11 protein-coding genes are annotated in these 13,017 nt (G+C 69.8%); 4 read left to right on the top strand and 7 right to left on the bottom strand.

The genetic code is table 11. The features are described from left to right. The first annotated feature begins 43 nt into the window (after window positions 1-43). The 4 genes from NKJ47_RS09910 to NKJ47_RS09895 all read left to right on the top strand — a co-directional run bounded on the left by NKJ47_RS09910 (window position 44) and on the right by NKJ47_RS09895 (window position 6,043). Window positions 44-1,045 (top strand): ArsR/SmtB family transcription factor, encoded by a 1,002-nt coding sequence (locus NKJ47_RS09910; RefSeq protein WP_254461274.1) that lies wholly within the window; start codon window positions 44-46, stop codon window positions 1,043-1,045. Beyond that, window positions 1,042-2,193 (top strand): homocysteine S-methyltransferase family protein, encoded by a 1,152-nt coding sequence (locus NKJ47_RS09905; protein WP_254461273.1) that lies wholly within the window; start codon window positions 1,042-1,044, stop codon window positions 2,191-2,193. The genes NKJ47_RS09910 and NKJ47_RS09905 overlap by 4 nt, the downstream gene beginning before the upstream one ends. A 99-nt stretch (window positions 2,194-2,292) precedes the next feature. Then, complete coding sequence (gene metH / locus NKJ47_RS09900) at window positions 2,293-5,055, top strand: methionine synthase (RefSeq protein WP_254461272.1); 2,763 nt, start codon at window positions 2,293-2,295, stop codon at window positions 5,053-5,055. Window positions 5,056-5,125: 70 nt separating this feature from the next. Beyond that, on the top strand, window positions 5,126-6,043 hold the full coding sequence (locus NKJ47_RS09895; protein WP_254461271.1) for an NAD-dependent epimerase/dehydratase family protein: 918 nt from the start codon (window positions 5,126-5,128) through the stop codon (window positions 6,041-6,043). Window positions 6,044-6,053: 10 nt separating this feature from the next. Here the strand turns inward: NKJ47_RS09895 and NKJ47_RS09890 are convergent, their stop codons facing one another. The 7 genes from NKJ47_RS09890 to NKJ47_RS09860 all read right to left on the bottom strand — a co-directional run bounded on the left by NKJ47_RS09890 (window position 6,054) and on the right by NKJ47_RS09860 (window position 13,016). Continuing rightward, entirely contained in the window at window positions 6,054-6,803 is a 750-nt protein-coding gene (locus tag NKJ47_RS09890; RefSeq protein WP_254461270.1) for a transporter, read from the bottom strand. A gap of 142 nt (window positions 6,804-6,945) precedes the next feature. Next, window positions 6,946-9,063 carry an acyltransferase family protein gene (locus tag NKJ47_RS09885; protein ID WP_254461269.1) on the bottom strand — a complete coding sequence of 706 codons (2,118 nt, stop codon included), beginning with the start codon at window positions 9,061-9,063 and terminating at the stop codon, window positions 6,946-6,948. 23 nt (window positions 9,064-9,086) lie between these two features. Continuing rightward, a complete protein-coding gene (locus NKJ47_RS09880) occupies window positions 9,087-9,788 on the bottom strand; it encodes a DUF2058 domain-containing protein (protein ID WP_254461268.1) in 702 nt (233 codons plus the stop codon). A 27-nt stretch (window positions 9,789-9,815) separates the two neighbouring features. After that, window positions 9,816-10,052: a SlyX family protein gene (locus NKJ47_RS09875; RefSeq protein WP_010344225.1), complete on the bottom strand. Its 237-nt coding sequence runs from the start codon at window positions 10,050-10,052 to the stop codon at window positions 9,816-9,818. Continuing rightward, a complete protein-coding gene (locus tag NKJ47_RS09870; RefSeq protein ID WP_254461267.1) occupies window positions 10,042-11,388 on the bottom strand; it encodes a UDP-glucose dehydrogenase family protein in 1,347 nt (448 codons plus the stop codon). The genes NKJ47_RS09875 and NKJ47_RS09870 overlap by 11 nt, the downstream gene beginning before the upstream one ends. A 15-nt stretch (window positions 11,389-11,403) precedes the next feature. Further along, window positions 11,404-12,354, bottom strand: coding sequence for an FKBP-type peptidyl-prolyl cis-trans isomerase N-terminal domain-containing protein (locus tag NKJ47_RS09865; protein ID WP_254461266.1), 951 nt, complete (start codon window positions 12,352-12,354; stop codon window positions 11,404-11,406). A gap of 95 nt (window positions 12,355-12,449) precedes the next feature. Then, entirely contained in the window at window positions 12,450-13,016 is a 567-nt protein-coding gene (locus NKJ47_RS09860; RefSeq protein ID WP_254461265.1) for a glutathione peroxidase, read from the bottom strand. Between the last annotated feature and the right edge of the window lies 1 nt (window position 13,017).

Raw genomic sequence — 13,017 nt, 5'->3', positions numbered from 1 at the left:
CGCGCGGACCAAAATATCTCTATATCGCGATAGGAAGATATTTATGGATCTGGAGGACTGGTCGTCCCGGCTGAAGGTCTTCGCCGACGCCACCCGCGTGCGCCTGCTGGCGCTGCTGGAGCAGGAAGAGCTGACCGTGGCCGAGCTGTCGGCGATCACCCGCCTGGCGCAGCCGCGCGTCTCGACCCACCTGGCCAAGCTCAAGGAGGCCGGGCTGGTGCGCGACCGCCGTGCCGGCGTGTCCGCCTATTATCGCTTCGACGAGGCCCTGCTGGACCCGGCCCAGCGCGCATTGTGGCTGGCACTGAGCACCGGCAGCGACGATCCGCTGCTGCGCCAGGACGCCGAGCGCGTGGCCGCGGTGCTGGCCAACCGCGCCGCCGACCAGAACTGGGCCGACTCGGTGGCCGGCGACATGGAACGCCACTATTCCCCGGGCCGCACCTGGGAAGCGCTGGCGCGCACCGCCCTGCCGCTGCTGGAGACCGGCGACGTGCTCGACATCGCCTCCGGCGACGGCGTGCTGGCCGAACTGGTGGCGCCGCACGCGCGCCGCTACGTCTGCATCGACACCAGCGCGCGGGTGGTGGCCGCGGCCAGCGAACGCCTGCGCCGGCTCGGCAACGTGGAAGTGCGCGAGGGCGACATGCACGCCCTGCCCTTCGCCGACGCCAGCTTCGACCTGGTGGTGATGATGCACGCCCTGACCTACGCCACCAAGCCGGCGCAGGCGGTGTGCGAATCGGCACGGGTGCTGCGCCCGGGCGGGCGCCTGCTGCTGTGCAGCCTGGCGCGCCACGAGCACAAGGCCGCGGTGCAGGCCTACGGCCACGTCAACCTGGGGTTCTCGGCCAAGGAACTGCGCAAGTTCGTCGGCAAGGCCGGGCTGGAGGTGTCCAGCCTGGAGACCGTGACCCGCGAGAAGCGCCCGCCGCATTTCGAGGTGATTTCGTTGATTGCCGGGAAGCCGGGAATCGGGATTGGGGAATCGGGAATCGAAAAAGCAACCGCCAAGGCCAAGGCGGCCGCAGGAGATGTCGCATGAGCACCATCGCTCCTCCCCCATTCCCCATTCCCCATTCCCCACTCCCGGCCTCCCAATGGCTCCACCCCCAGCGCGCCGAATCGCTGCTGCAGGCCCTGTCCGAGCGCATCCTGATCATCGACGGGGCGATGGGCACGATGATCCAGCGCCATGGGCTGCAGGAGGACGACTACCGCGGCGCGCGTTTCGCCAACGGTTACGACAGCGCGCAGGAGGCCGGCCACGTGCACGGTCCCGGCTGCGACCACGCGCCGCAGGGCCACGACCTGAAAGGCAACAACGACCTGTTGCTGCTGACCCGGCCGGAGGTGATCGCCGAGATCCATCGCGCCTACCTCGACGCCGGTGCCGACCTGCTCGAGACCAACACCTTCAACGCCACGGCGATCAGCCAGGCCGACTACCACCTGGAACACCTGGTCTACGAGCTCAACAAGGCCGGCGCGCAGGTCGCGCGCGCCTGCTGCGACGCGGTCGAGGCACTGACGCCGGACCAGCCTCGATTCGTGATCGGCGTGCTCGGCCCGACCAGCCGCACCGCCTCGATCAGCCCGGACGTCAACGACCCCGGCTTCCGCAACACCAGCTTCGACGAACTGCGCGCCACCTACCGCGAGGCCATCGACGGCCTGATCGACGGCGGCGCCGACACGCTGATGGTGGAGACCATCTTCGACACGCTCAACGCAAAGGCCGCGCTGTACGCGATCGAGGAGGTGTTCGACGCGCGCGGCGGGCGCCTGCCGGTGATGATCTCCGGCACCATCACCGACGCCTCCGGCCGCACCCTGTCCGGGCAGACCGCCGAGGCGTTCTACGCCTCGGTCGCGCACGGGCGGCCGCTGTCGGTCGGGCTGAACTGCGCGCTCGGCGCCAAGGACCTGCGGCCGCACGTGGAGACCCTGGCACGGATCGCCGACGGCTACGTCAGCGCGCACCCCAACGCCGGCCTGCCCAACGCCTTCGGCGAGTACGACGAAACCCCCGAGGAAATGGCCGCGACGCTGCGCGAGTTCGCCGCATCCGGACTGCTGAACCTGGTCGGCGGCTGCTGCGGCACCACCCCGGCGCACATCCGCGCCATCGCCGAGGCGGTGCGCGGGCTGCCGCCGCGCGTGCCGCTGGCGGCATCGGCGCAGGCCGCCTGAGATGGCCGTACCGCGTACGCCCGCCCCCGCCGCCTGTACCACCGTGCGCATCGCCGTCTGCGTGCCCGCCTGCACGTCCCCGTTTCCGGAACGCTGATCATGTCCTCCGCCCGCTACACCCGCCTGTCCGGCCTGGAGCCGTTGCTGCTGACCCCGGACCTGCTGTTCGTCAACGTCGGCGAACGCACCAACGTCACCGGCAGCGCGCAGTTCCGCAAGCTGATCAAGGAAGAGCGCTACGAGGAAGCGGTGGAGGTGGCGCGCCAACAGGTCGCCAACGGCGCGCAGATCCTTGACGTCAACATGGACGAGGGCCTGATCGACTCGGAGAAGGCGATGGTGCGCTTTCTCAACCTGATCATGTCCGAGCCGGACATCGCGCGCATTCCGATCATGGTCGACTCCTCCAAGTGGAGCGTGATCGAGGCCGGGCTGAAGTGCCTGCAGGGCAAGAGCGTGGTCAACTCGATCTCGCTCAAGGAAGGCGAGGCGCCGTTCGTCGAACAGGCGCGCAAGGTACTGCGCTACGGCGCCGCGGCGGTGGTGATGGCCTTCGACGAGGTCGGCCAGGCCGATACCTGCGCGCGCAAGGTGGAGATCTGCACCCGCGCCTACCGCATCCTCACCGAGCAGGTCGGGTTCCCGCCGGAAGACATCATCTTCGACCCGAACATCTTCGCGGTGGCCACCGGCATCGAGGAGCACGACAACTACGCGGTCGACTTCATCGAGGCCACCCGGGAGATCAAGCGCAGCCTGCCGCACTGCCACGTCTCCGGCGGTGTGTCCAACGTGTCGTTCTCGTTCCGCGGCAACGAGACCGTGCGCCAGGCGATCCATTCGGTGTTCCTGTACCACGCCATCGCCGCAGGCATGGACATGGGCATCGTCAACGCCGGCGGCATGCCGATCTACGACGAGCTGGATGCGGAACTGCGCGAGCGCGTGGAGGACGTGATCCTCAACCGCCGCCGCGACGCCACCGAACGCCTGCTGGAGATCGCCGAGCGCTACAAAAAAGCGGGGAATCGGGATTCGGGAATCGGGAATCGGGAAAAGCTGGCATGGCGCGAGAAGACGGTGCGCGAGCGGTTGAGCCATGCGTTGGTGCATGGCATCGACGAGTTCGTCGAGACCGACACCGAGGAGGCGCGGCAGCAGGCCACGCGGCCGCTGGACGTGATCGAAGGCCCGTTGATGGACGGCATGAACGTGGTCGGCGACCTGTTCGGCGCCGGCAAGATGTTCCTGCCGCAGGTGGTGAAGTCGGCGCGGGTGATGAAGAAGGCGGTGGCCTACCTGCTGCCCTACATCGAGGCGGAGAAGCTGCGCAGCGGCGACACCGGCAAGTCCAACGGCAAGATCATCATGGCCACGGTCAAGGGCGACGTGCACGACATCGGCAAGAACATCGTCGGCGTGGTCCTGGCCTGCAACAACTTCGACGTGATCGACCTGGGGGTGATGGTGCCGACCCAGACCATCCTCGACCGCGCCCGCGCCGAGAACGCCGATATCATCGGCCTGTCCGGGCTGATCACCCCGTCGCTGGAAGAGATGACCCACGTCGCCCGCGAGATGCAGCGGCAGGGCTTCTCGATGCCGCTGCTGATCGGCGGCGCCACCACCTCGCGCGCGCACACCGCGCTGAAGATCGACCCGCATTACGCGGCGCCGACGGTCTGGGTCAAGGACGCCTCGCGCGCGGTCGGCGTGGCGCAGTCGCTGATCTCGCGCGAACTGCGCGCGGCCTTCGTCGCCGCCAACGACGCCGACTACGCCGAGATCCGCCAGCGCCACAAGAACCGCGGCGACGCCAAGCGCCTGGTGTCGCTGGCGCACGCCCGCGGGCAGCGCTTCGACGGCGGCTGGGACGCCTACACCCCGCCGGCGCCCAAGCAGCCCGGCCTGCACGTGTTCGACGACTACCCGCTGGACGACCTGGTCCCGCTGATCGACTGGACCCCGTTCTTCCAGGCCTGGGAACTGGCCGGCAAGTTCCCGGCGATCCTCACCGACGAGATCGTCGGCCAGCAGGCCAGCGAGCTGTACCAGGACGCACGGGCGATGCTGCAGCGGATCGTCGAGGAGAAATGGCTGACCGCCAAGGCCGTGTTCGGGCTGTGGCCGGCGCAGGCGGTAGGCGACGACGTTGTGGTCCTGACGGACCGGGAATCGGGAGACGGGAATGGGGAATCGTCAGGCGGGACTGCGCCGCTCGACCATTCCCGATTCTCCATTCCCCATTCCCTGCATTTCCTGCGACAACAGGTCGACAAACCCGCAGAGCGCCCGGACTTCTGCCTGGCCGACTTCATCGCCCCGCGCGACAGCGGCAAGCAGGACTGGATCGGCGCGTTCGCGGTCACCGCCGGCATCGGCATCGAGCCGCATGTGGCGCGCTTCGAGGCGGCGCACGACGACTACAACGCGATCCTGCTCAAGGCCCTGGCCGACCGCCTGGCCGAGGCGCTGGCCGAGCGCCTGCACCAGCGCGTGCGCACCGAGTTCTGGGGCTACGTTGGCGACGAGGCGCTGGACAACGAGGCGCTGATCGCCGAGCGCTACCGCGGCATCCGTCCCGCCCCCGGCTATCCGGCCTGCCCCGACCACAGCGAGAAGCAGACCCTGTTCGCCCTGCTCGACGCCGGGCGCAACGCCGGCATGTCGCTGACCGAGAGCTTCGCGATGCTGCCGACCGCGGCGGTGTCCGGCTACTACTTCAGCCACCCGCAGAGCCAGTATTTCGTGGTCGGCCGGCTGGGCAAGGACCAGCTCGCCGACTACGCCCGGCGCAAGGCCGTGTCGCTGCAACAGGCCGAGCGCTGGCTGGCCTCGAACCTGGACTACGATCCGGAATGAGCCGGGACCGGCCGCCGGTGTGCGCAGCATCGCCTACATCGCCCCCCCACCCGCCTTCGAGCCATCGCCAATGCCCATGCCCATCGCGTCGCCGCTGAAGATCGTCGTCACCGGCAGTGCCGGCCGGGTCGGCCGCGCGATCCATATCCGGCTCGCGCGCGAGCACCGCGTCAGCGGCTTCGACCGGACGCCCTGCTCCACCGCCGACTGGGTCGGCGACCTCGACGATGCCGCGCTGCTGGCGCGGGCGCTGCAGGGCGCCGACGCGGTGATCCACACCGCCGCGCTGCATGCGCCGCATGTCGCGCACGTGCCGGCGGCGCGCTTCCGCCAGGTCAACGTCGACGGCACGCGCCGCGTGCTGGATGCCGCCGCGGCGGCCGGCGTGCGCCGCCTCGTCTTCACCAGCACCACCGCGCTGTATGGCAGCGCCGCCAGCCCCGACGGCACCGCCGCCTGGGTCGACGAGACACTGACGCCACAGCCGCAGACCATCTACCACCACACCAAGCTGGAGGCCGAGGCGCTGCTGTGCGAGGCCGCCGGACAAGGCGGGCCGAGCGTGCGCATCCTGCGCATGTCGCGCTGCTTCCCGGAGCCGGTCAACGTGATGGCCGCATTCCGCCTGCATCGCGGCATCGACGCGCGCGACGTCGCCGAGGCCCACGTCGCGGCGTTGCGGCATGCCGGGCCGGCGAGCGCGACGTTCGTGATTTCCGGCACCACGCCGTTCCAGCGCGAGGATTGCGCCGAACTGCACCGCGCGGCACCGGCGGTCCTGCAACGTCGCGCCCCGGCGCTGGTGGCGGCATTCGCGCAACGCGGCTGGGCGCTGCCGGAACGGATCGACCGCGTCTATTCACCGCAGCGGGCGCTGGACGCGCTGGGCTGGCAACCGCGCCATGGGTTCGCGGAAGTGCTGCACCAGTACGACACGCACGTGCCCGAGGTGCTGCCGCCGAACGACGGGCGCGCCGCCAGCGAGTGAGCGCGTCGGCTCAGCGCAGCAACACCGAAATGCCGAGGCCGCCCTGCCAGTCCGGGGTCTGCGCCGACAGGCCGCGCAGCACCGACAGGTCCAGTTGCACGCGCTCGGCGAACAGCCAGGTGACGCCGCTGCCGAGCGCGCGCATCTCGTCCTCGCCGCCGCCGATCCCGGCCTCGACGTAGGCGCTCAGCGTATTGCCGGCATAGAAGGTGTAGCTCGGCGAGACGCTCCAGCCGAAGCCATCCTCGCTATCGCTGAGGTTGCCGTACAGCGCCAGGCTGCGCCCCTCCGGCAGGTCCCAGCCGGCGCTCATGCCCAGGTCGTAGCGGTGGCCGGCATCGCCGTACGGCGCGCGCCCGACCGGCAGGCTGGCGCTGCCGAGCAGCGCCCAGGTGAAGCCGTCGCTGGCGCTCGGCAGCGCCTGCTTCAGGCCGAGGCTGGCGTCGCCGCCGCTGTGCCCGCGCCGGTCCTGCCCGCCGCCGCGCACGCGTTGCCACACCTGGCTGTCGATCGCCAACTGCAGCTCGGTGCGCGCGCTCAGGCCGATCCGCAGCCGGCTGTTGGCGACGTACTCGGTGCTGCGCACCTCGCCGGCGCGGTCGTAGCTGCCATCGAAGAACGCCTGCTCCCAGGCCACCTGGCCGCGCTCCAGGGTGCTTGAGGCGAAACCGATGCCGGGCCGGTCGAACGCCGGCGCGTCCTCGGCGCACGCCACCCCACTGGTGCCGGCCTGGACGGCCAGCAGCAGCGCGCCGCGCATCAGGACAGTCGCACCGCGTCGGCAGCAGCCGCTGGCGACGGAGGCCTCCATCGGCCGCAATGGAGGCGACGGACGCGGCGCGGTAGAACACGGAACAAGCATGCGCGAACTCCTTGCGCTGCGGGAAATGAAGGGCTGCGCCTCAAGGCGCGGGCGGCGAGTGTGCCTGGGTCGCCGCGAAGTGCGATGTGAAGCCCGGCAGCAGCACGCGGTTGCCATAGCCGCTGAGGTGATCGGCATCGAAGAACAGCGGGCGTCCGTCGCGGCGGCCGGTGCATTGCTGCGCATCGCACAGCAGCGGCAACGGGTCCCACACCGAGGCATGCGGCAGGCGCGCGGCGATGCGCTGCAGGCTCTGCAACACCGGCGCGCGGTAGCGCTCCATCGTCGCGCGCGGGATCGAAATGCCGTGCGCGCAGATCGGATTACCGCGGTTGAACCAGTCCGAACACCGATACGGCGGCGCGCGCAGCACCGGCTTGGGCGCCTCGAAAACGATCCGCACGCCGCGTTGCGCCAACGGCTGCAACAGCGCCACCGCCGCGTCCTCGCCCGCCGCGCGCGCGGCCTGCGCCGCGGCGCCCTCTTGCTCGGCCATCACCGCGTTCTCGTCGAACACGCGGTCCTGCTCGGCCAGGCGCAGCACCCGCAGGGCGGGCAGGAACAGCACATCGCCGTCGCGCGCGTGCGCGGTGACGTCGGCCAGGGTGCTGCGCTCGTAGGCCTCGCAGCCGGGATTGCTCGCCTGCCAGGCCTGCAGCCCGACGATCGGGCAACCGCCGACGCCGTACAGGCGCACCGGCACCCCGCTTTGCAGCGCGAAGCGCCGCAGCAGTTCGTTGTAGGCCAGCGCATGCGAGTCGCCGGCAACGAACAACTGGCCGCCGTCGCGGTTGTGCAGCGTGCAGGCCCCGCGCGCGAACAGCTTGGCGCTGCCCACCTGCACCGGCTCCTGGCTGGTCTGCAGCGCGCACTGCGGGAACTCCCGGCGCAGGCCCTTGGCGTAGGCGTACCAATCCAGCGGATGCCGGCTGACCGTGCTCAGCCCGTAGTAGCGCTGGGCGTTCTGCAGCAGCGCATGGGTACCGGCGGCGAGCAGCACCAGCCCCAGCCCGGCCGCGATGGTGCGCGCCGGCGTCCGCGCGCGGCCGATGCGGCCGTGCCGCCACGGCAGCTCCACCCAGCGGTACGAGGCCAGCGCCAGCCCGACCACCAGCAGCAGCGCGGCGGCCCTGGCCGGCGCCGATTCCAGGCCGACGGTCCAGCGGAACAGCACGAACACCGGCCAATGCCACAGGTACAGCGAGTACGACACGCGGCCGATCGCCACCGGCACGCGGTGCGCCAGCGCGCGGCGGGTCCAGCCGGCCGGCGCACCGTGCAGCAGCGCCAGCAGGCCGAGCGTGCCCAGCACCGGCCACACGCCGTCCGGCCACGGCGAGTGGCCCGGACGCGCGCGCCACAGGCCGACCGCGACCGCGCCCAGCGCCAGCGCCAGCAACGGCGAGCGCCAGGTCCAGGCGCCCGGCGGCGGCGCCTGGGTACCGGCGTCGAAGCGGCCGCGCAGCGCCAGCACCTGGTACAGCAGCACGCCGCTGCCGAGTTGCCAGAACCGCGCGGTGGTCAGATAGAACGCCGCCGCGGCCTCGCCGGCATCGCGGCTGCGCAGCCAGGCGAACGCCAGCGAGGCGGCCGAGGCCAGCGCCACCAGCAGCGTCGACCACAGCCGGCCGCGGCCGCCGCGGTTCCAGGCCAGGAACAGCAGCGGGAACAGCAGATAGAACTGCTCTTCCACGCCCAGCGACCAGGTGTGGGTGTACGGATTGAACTCGGCCTTGGGCGAGAAGTAATCGTTGCCGGTCGCGGCCAGCACCCAGTTGCTGAGGCCGACGAAGGCCATGCGCCCGGTCTTGGCGCTGGTTTCGCTGAGCCAGGACTCGGGAATGAACAGCCCGCTGGCCAGGCCGGTGAGCAGCAGGCACACCACCAGCGCCGGCGCGATGCGGCGCAGGCGCCGCGCGTAGAACTGCACGAACACGCCCAACTGCCCGGCCGCCGGCAGGCGTTGCAGCGAGGCGCTGACCACGAAGCCGGAGATCACGAAGAACATGTCCACGCCGGTGAAGCCACCCGGCAGCCACGCCGGATCGAGGTGGTAGGCGATCACCGCCAGCACCGCGATCGCGCGCAGCCCGTCCACGTACGGCAGGTAGCCGCCGCCGGCTTGCGGCGGCGTGCGCAGGCGCCCGGCGTCCTGCATACCCGTCCCTGGGAGTGCCACGCTTACCAGACCAGGTCGTCGGGGATCTGGTACTTGGGATCGGCGTAGGGATCTTCCTCGGCCGGCGCGTTCGGATCCACCCGCAGCGCCACCGCCGCCGGGAAGATCGCCTCGGCCTGGTCCAGCAGCGCCTTGGTCACCAACAGGTAGCGGCCGTTCTGCTGCAGCACGCCCAGTTCGCCGGCGTTGAGCGCCTTGAGCTGGTCGGCGGTGACGTAGATGCGCTTGATCTTGCCGCCATAGGGGAAGTGGCGGGCGATGTCGGCCTCGGCCTGGTTCAGCGCCTGGCCCTTGAGCAATTCGTCGAGCTTGGCCCGCGCCTCGCGGCGCAGGCGCGCTTCTTCCTGCTTCTGCCGCTCCGCCTCGATGCGCTCGTCCTTCTCGCGCTGGGCGCGGATCGCGTAGGCCTTGGCCAGGTCGATGTCCTCGCGGCTGCGCGGCGGCCGCGCCGGCTGGCCACCCGCGCCCTGCGGCTTGCCGTTGCCGTGCGGCTTGCCGTTGCCCTGCGGGCGGCCACGCCCGCCGCCCGGCTTGCCGGGCGTGGGCGCGCCAGCGGGAGCGCGCTCGCCGCGCGCCCCGGCCGGTGCCGGGCGCTGGCCCGGCCGTCCCTGCGGCCGCGGCGCGGCAGGCGGGGCTTTGCGTTCGGGTTTCGGCGCAGGCTTGAAGCCCAGGCCCAGCAACTGCTCGCGGAGGGTATCGCTCATCGGGACGGCATCGGTCGGTTCGGGGGATCAGTAATGCGGCGGCGGCGGTTCGTCGGCCGGATCGGCGTAGAGCGTACTGCGCACCTTGCCCAGATCCTCGAGCAGGTGGCGCAGCAGTTCGGCGTTGCGCTGGCTTTCGATACGCGCCTCGGCCAGGGCATCGCTCATTTCCGCCAGCGCCTGCTCCTGGAAGGAGAGGCGCGTTTCCAGCTCGATCAGGCGGTTCTCCAGCAACCGGTCCTGGGTGGAAAAATCATGCTGCATGGATCGAACGTCCGCGACCGATGCCGTAATACGCCAGGCCGAAGCTCTCGATTTCCTGCGGATCGTAGAGATTGCGGCCGTCGAACACCACCGCATCGCCGATCAGTTCCTTCATGCGGGTGAAGTCCGGGCTGCGGAACTGCTTCCATTCGGTGACCACCGCCAGCGCGTCGGCGCCTTCCAGCGCGTCGAAGGCATCGCTGCAGAAGTGCAGGTCGGCGCGCTCGCCGAAGATGCGCTTGGCTTCGTCGGTCGCCTCCGGATCGTAGGCGCGGACCGTCGCGCCCGCTTCCCACAGTTGCGCCAGCAGGCGGCGGCTGGAGGCGGCACGCATGTCGTCGGTGTTGGGCTTGAACGCCAGGCCCCACACCGCGAAGGTCTTGCCCTTGAGCGACTGCGCCGCACCGTAGTGGCGCTGGATCAGTTCGTACAGATGGCCCTTCTGCGCCTCGTTGACCGCTTCCACCGCATCCAGCAGCCTGGGCGCATGGCCGTACTGCTGCGCGGTACGCGCCAGCGCCTGCACGTCCTTGGGGAAGCACGAGCCGCCGTAGCCGGCTCCCGGGTAGATGAAGTGCCAGCCGATGCGCGGATCCGAGCCGATGCCCTGGCGCACCTTTTCCACGTCGGCGCCGACCCGCTCGGCGATGTTGGCGATCTCGTTCATGAAACTGATCTTGGTCGCAAGCATCGCGTTGGCCGCGTACTTGGTCAGTTCGGCCGAGCGCACGTCCATTTCCACGATGCGGTCGTGGTTGCGGTTGAACGGCGCGTACAGGCGGCGCAGGCGCGCGGCCGAGCCGGACTTGCTGCTGCCGATGACGATGCGGTCCGGACGCATGCAGTCGGCGACCGCGTCGCCTTCCTTCAGGAACTCCGGGTTGGAGACCACGTCGAACTCGATCGCCTCGCCGCGCGCCTCCAGCTCGGCGGCGATCGCCGCGCGCACCTTGTCGGCGGTGCCGACCGGGACCGTGGACTTGTTGACCACGACGGTCGGCCCCTGGATGTGCTGACCGATGGTGCGAGCCACCGCCAGCACGTACTGCAGATCTGCGCTACCGTCCTCGTCCGGCGGCGTGCCGACGGCGATAAACACGATATCCCCATGCGCGATGGCGCTGGCCGCATCGGTGGTGAAGAACAGCCTCCGTGCGGCGTGATTGGCCTTGACCATCGGCGAGAGGCCAGGCTCGTAAATCGGGACCACGCCCTTGTTGAGCCCATCCACTTTGGCTTGGTCGATGTCCACGCACACCACATGGTGGCCGACTTCGGCCAGACAGGTTCCGGTGACGAGCCCGACATAGCCGGTGCCGAATATCGCTACGCGCATGTAATCTCCTTTCGGTTATTGAAGGATGCCCAACAGTTCCACGTCGAAGGTCAACATCGCATCCGGGCCGATCGGGCCGCCCGGCGTGCCCTGCGGGCCGTAGCCCAGGTTGGAAGGAATCCAGAAACGGTACTTGGAGCCCACCGGCATCAGCGCCACGCCTTCGCTCCAGCCCGGCACGACCTGATTCAGGGAGAACTCGGCCGGCTGGCCGTTCTTGTAGGAGCTGTCGAAGACGGTGCCGTCGAGCAGCTTGCCTTCGTAGTTCACCCGCACCTTGCTGGTGGGCGTCGGCCGCTGGCCGCTGCCCTCGCGCAGCACCATGTACTGCAGGCCGGACGGCGTGGTGATCACGCCCTTCTGGTTCTTGTTCTGCGCCAGGAAGGCGTTGCCCTTCTGCTTGTTCTCGTTCGCCACGGCGGCCTGCTTGGCGGCGCCGAACGCCTGCAGCGTGGCCATCGCCTGCTCCTGGGTCATCGCGGTCTGGCCCTTGGCGAACACGGTGCGCACCGCGCCCATCAGCGTCGGCAGGTCGATGTCGTTCTGGATCCGCGCCAGCGACGGACCGACCGCACGGTCGCCCAGCATCAGGCCCACGTTCTCCTTGGACACCGGCGGCGGCTGCGTGCCCGGCGCCATGCCCGGCACCGGCTGGCCGTTGCGCGCCGCCAGCTGCGTGCGCAGCGCGGCGTCGGTGGCCTGGGTCTGCTCGTCGGACAGCAGCGGCTTGCCCTGCTTGAAGGCGTTCTCGATCGCGCGCTGCAGCGCGTCCACATCGATGTCCTGGGCGATGGGCTCGAACGAACGCGCCACATCCATGCCGATCGCGTAGCTGACCTTCTGCTTTTCCGTGCTCAGCGTCGTCGCCGTGCTGCCGGCCGCCGGCGCCTGCGCCGACGCATGACCGGCGACCATCGCCATCCCCACCACCAGCGACGCCACGGCGCCGCGCATTCCCATCTTCATTCGCTACTTTCCCTGGAAGTGAACTGTGTACTGGATGCGCCGGGGTGGCGCGGAGGCCGCATTGTCGCACGCGCGGCCGAGATGTTGACCCGCTTTCAGTGCGACGCCAGCTGCGCTTTCAGTTCGCGTTCGATGGCGCTGCGCAAGGCCGGATCGTCGGGCGCGACCTTGCTCGGAAATTGCGCGACCACGCGCCCGTCGCGGGCGATCAGATACTTGTGGAAGTTCCAGCCCGGCGCCACGCCGGTGGCCTGGGTCAGTTGCTTGTACAGCGGCGTCGCGTCGTCGCCGATCACATGCACCTTCTCGAACATCGGGAACTTGACCCCGTAGGTGAGCGTGCAGAACTCCTGGATCTGCTTCTCCGAGCCCGGCTCTTGGCCCTTGAAGTCGTTGGACGGGAAGCCGAGCACGCTGAAGCCCTGCGCCGCGTACTGCTGCTGCAGCTTCTCCAGGCCGTCGTACTGCGGGGTGTAGCCGCATTTGCTGGCGGTGTTGACCACCAGCAGCACCTTGCCGCCGTAGGTCTTGTTCAGGTTCACCTTGTCCTTGCCGGCCAGCGGCCGGTAGTCCTGGTTCAGCAAGGACCCCGCCCAGGCACTGCCGACGGTGCCGGCAGCGGCCAGGATCGCGAGGAAAAACAGACGCTTGGAAACTTTCATG

This window comes from Xanthomonas sacchari (genome assembly GCF_024266585.1).
GTDB lineage: Bacteria > Pseudomonadota > Gammaproteobacteria > Xanthomonadales > Xanthomonadaceae > Xanthomonas_A > Xanthomonas_A sacchari_C.
This window is presented reverse-complemented; position numbering and strand designations above follow the sequence as displayed.

Excerpts from the sequence above, each read along its gene's own strand:
- NKJ47_RS09910 (WP_254461274.1), top strand. The coding sequence starts at position 44 with ATGGATCTGGAGGACTGGTCGTCCCGGCTGAAGGTCTTCGCCGACGCC.
- NKJ47_RS09905 (WP_254461273.1), top strand. The coding sequence starts at position 1,042 with ATGAGCACCATCGCTCCTCCCCCATTCCCCATTCCCCATTCCCCACTC.
- metH (WP_254461272.1), top strand. The coding sequence starts at position 2,293 with ATGTCCTCCGCCCGCTACACCCGCCTGTCCGGCCTGGAGCCGTTGCTG.
- NKJ47_RS09895 (WP_254461271.1), top strand. The coding sequence starts at position 5,126 with ATGCCCATGCCCATCGCGTCGCCGCTGAAGATCGTCGTCACCGGCAGT.
- NKJ47_RS09890 (WP_254461270.1), bottom strand. The coding sequence starts at position 6,803 with ATGCGCGGCGCGCTGCTGCTGGCCGTCCAGGCCGGCACCAGTGGGGTG.
- NKJ47_RS09885 (WP_254461269.1), bottom strand. The coding sequence starts at position 9,063 with ATGCAGGACGCCGGGCGCCTGCGCACGCCGCCGCAAGCCGGCGGCGGC.
- NKJ47_RS09880 (WP_254461268.1), bottom strand. The coding sequence starts at position 9,788 with ATGAGCGATACCCTCCGCGAGCAGTTGCTGGGCCTGGGCTTCAAGCCT.
- NKJ47_RS09875 (WP_010344225.1), bottom strand. The coding sequence starts at position 10,052 with ATGCAGCATGATTTTTCCACCCAGGACCGGTTGCTGGAGAACCGCCTG.
- NKJ47_RS09870 (WP_254461267.1), bottom strand. The coding sequence starts at position 11,388 with ATGCGCGTAGCGATATTCGGCACCGGCTATGTCGGGCTCGTCACCGGA.
- NKJ47_RS09865 (WP_254461266.1), bottom strand. The coding sequence starts at position 12,354 with ATGAAGATGGGAATGCGCGGCGCCGTGGCGTCGCTGGTGGTGGGGATG.
- NKJ47_RS09860 (WP_254461265.1), bottom strand. The coding sequence starts at position 13,016 with ATGAAAGTTTCCAAGCGTCTGTTTTTCCTCGCGATCCTGGCCGCTGCC.